General features: G+C 36.2%; 4 protein-coding genes. All 4 read left to right on the forward strand.

Annotated elements, in window-relative coordinates:
* Window positions 1-176, forward strand: a 176-nt coding sequence (locus BLP46_RS13440; RefSeq protein WP_318259640.1) for an ATP-binding cassette domain-containing protein, incomplete at its 5' end; no start/stop codon positions are given.
* Window positions 177-453: 277 nt separating this feature from the next.
* On the forward strand, window positions 454-693 hold the full coding sequence (locus tag BLP46_RS12670; RefSeq protein WP_092979408.1) for a DUF6061 family protein: 240 nt from the start codon (window positions 454-456) through the stop codon (window positions 691-693).
* Between the two features lie 196 nt (window positions 694-889).
* Window positions 890-1,852, forward strand: a complete 963-nt coding sequence (locus BLP46_RS12675) for a DUF2268 domain-containing putative Zn-dependent protease (RefSeq protein WP_092979410.1) — start codon at window positions 890-892, stop codon at window positions 1,850-1,852.
* Complete coding sequence (locus BLP46_RS12680; protein WP_092979412.1) at window positions 1,836-2,561, forward strand: MerR family transcriptional regulator; 726 nt, start codon at window positions 1,836-1,838, stop codon at window positions 2,559-2,561. The genes BLP46_RS12675 and BLP46_RS12680 overlap by 17 nt, the downstream gene beginning before the upstream one ends.
* Window positions 2,562-2,860: the final 299 nt, after the last annotated feature.

The following is a 2,860-nucleotide window of genomic DNA, read 5'->3' on the forward strand; positions in this document are numbered from 1 at the left end:
AAGCCGAAGTTTATGCCCTTGACCACGCACAACTGGAGTTAGAACAAGGCAAGATTTGTGTTATTCTCGGTCCGTCGGGTTCAGGAAAAAGCACCCTGCTGAATATGCTTGTCTCTTTACAGCTTTTAACGCTTTCGATGAAGGAGTTGACAGATTCGCTCTCAACGTTTTCATAACAGCCTATAAATGCATCCGAATCTTTCTTGTTAAGCGATTCAACATAATTCCCAATAGCCTCTCCTGCTTTCAGCTCGTATATATCAGTCCCTTCGCAGAATTGCATGGCGAAGCGGTTATTGCCGTCGGACATCACTAAAATACGATAGAGCGGTCTTGGGCTTTGATGACTCTCAAAAACGCTGTGTTTCATGTTCTAAAGGATAATTCTAGGACACACAACAATTTATCAATACAACCGGCTTATCTGTAATAAAAACGAAAGGACGAAAAGCTATGAAACTTATATATGCTACATATAACCAGTACTGCAATAGTATAGATATAACCACTTTTGATAATATACTTCTTCGCATAGATTGTAGTAAGGCGGAGGACGGATTGAAGATCACACCAAATTCACAGTGCGCATTGAATGCTCTTGCGATTGATGAACCTATGGAGTATGCACGCTTAGTGTTGGATGGAGAAATGCAAGCTTGGATTGATGCAGAAGACAGTTTAGAAGTGTGGTAATTTTTCAGGCGGATTGCTATAGATTAGCAGTCCGCCTTTTTCAAAATCTTTACAAAAATATAAGTGGAATGTAAGAGATGTGCGTGGTACAATAGGAAGTGAAATTTGAAGTTTCATCAGATAAATATTTGGAAAAAGTCTTGACTCCTACGTTGCGTAATAGTTTAAAGTGTACTTATCGATAGGAGGAAATGATATGCATGAATTTATAATAGAAATAGTAAAATCAGATGAGATTTATCGAAAGATAGCAAATGCATCGTTAGAGAAGAAAGATGATATATATCGCTATGACTTTATGAAAAAATTTGAAAAGAAATGGGATATGTATCACTGTCCGTTGAAAGCAAAACAATCTGGCGGATATGATGTGGTGATGGCAAGCGGTATGTTAGGATATTTATTACCACAAAAAATAGGAGACACAGAACAAAAATATATTGCAGAATTAGCAGATGAAAAGTTATGGACGGATTGCGTGGCATCTATTGAAAGCTCTCTTATGACATTTGTTAGACATGGAATAGATTTGAAGGTTAAAGAGTATATGTTTACATTGATGCTCGCAGATCCATCAAGTCCCTATTCGGTGATGAATGATGGTTATTGTGGTGATGGTGGAATTCCGGGATACATATTTGGATCATTAGTACCTTCTGAAACGACAAAAACAAGGATTCCAGTTGTATTAGCTCATGAGACGAATCATAATGTAAGATTTCAATATATAAAGTGGAGTAATGAAATATCATTAGCAGAATATATGATTTGTGAAGGATTGGCAGAAAATTTTGCAGTAAAACTTTACGGTGAAGAGAACTTAGGACCATGGGTTAGTAAAACTGACCAGGAAATGTTAAATGAATATATTAAGCCACTTATCCAGGACGCTTTAGAAGTGCAAGGATTTGACAATATTACATCATATATGTATGGAGATGAAATGGCAAAATTACAAAATTATATTCCGGTGGGTATGCCTTATTGTGCTGGGTATGCATGCGGATATTATATGGTGAAATATTATTTGGATAAAACTGGAAAAGATATTGTTGACGCAACAATACTTCCAGCAGAAGAAATTTTGAAAGAAATAGATGGATTTTGGAGTGAAACGACCATTATTCGGAAAGGAAATTCCTATGAGGACAGTAAATGAGGTAAGTAAGCTAACAGGAGTAAGTATACGTACCCTTCAGTACTATGATAGTATCGGGCTGTTAAAACCAACTGAGTATACAGAGGTAGGATACCGTTTGTATGATGAAGAAGCATTAGAAAGGTTGCAACAGATTTTATTGTTTAGAGAATTGGAATTTCCACTGAAAGAAATCAAAGATATTATATATAATCCTAAATTTAATAAGGAAAAAGTATTAGAGCAGCAAATAGAACTTTTGGTATTGAAGAAGGAACATATAGAAAATTTGATTGATTTTGCTCGAAGAATAAAAACGATGGGAGTAAATAAGACGTATTTTAAAGTATTTGATAAAAAAAAGATGGAAGATTATTCAAAGCGTGCAAAGGAACAATGGGGACAGATAGCCCAGTATCAGGAATTTGAAGAAAAGACGAAAGGGGTGTCTGATACACAGCAGAAGGATGTAATCAATCGTTTTATGCTTATTTTTACAGAGTTTGGCAAGATAAAAGAATTAGATACATCCTGTGATACGGTTCAATTACAGGTGAAAAAATTGCAGGATTTCATCACAGAGAATTATTACACCTGTACAAAAGAAATTTTATCAGGTCTGGGAAAGATGTATGCAAGTGGCGGAGAATTTACCGAAAACATTGATAGCTATGGTGGAGAAGGAACTGCTCTGTTTACAGCAAAAGCAATTGAGATATATTGCAAATAAGAGAGCGCAACTTTCAGTTTGAACCGCCTTTGTATTACTCTCCCGTGAGCAGATTTCATCTGCCCATGGGAGTACTTTTATGCCTTAATGGTAACTGCCCTTACAACTGCCATGATACAAAAAATTCAGACCTGCCGAAAGAATAAGCCACCAGCTTAGCACATTAATATCTACCTGAATCAGTGAAACAGATAACATTGACAATGGGCAACCCATAAAATTTTGTGTAAATAATAATCCTTCAAGCAATAACAGAATACAGGATTGCGGTTGCAATCAGGCTTTCTGATTTGCCCCGT

It is taken from the genome of Ruminococcus sp. YE282 (assembly GCA_900101355.1).
Classification (GTDB): domain Bacteria; phylum Bacillota; class Clostridia; order Oscillospirales; family Acutalibacteraceae; genus Ruminococcoides; species Ruminococcoides bromii_A.

Bases quoted from the DNA above. Each gene is read 5' to 3' on its own strand.
- BLP46_RS12670 (WP_092979408.1), top strand. From the start codon at position 454: ATGAAACTTATATATGCTACATATAACCAGTACTGCAATAGTATAGAT.
- BLP46_RS12675 (WP_092979410.1), top strand. From the start codon at position 890: ATGCATGAATTTATAATAGAAATAGTAAAATCAGATGAGATTTATCGA.
- BLP46_RS12680 (WP_092979412.1), top strand. From the start codon at position 1,836: ATGAGGACAGTAAATGAGGTAAGTAAGCTAACAGGAGTAAGTATACGT.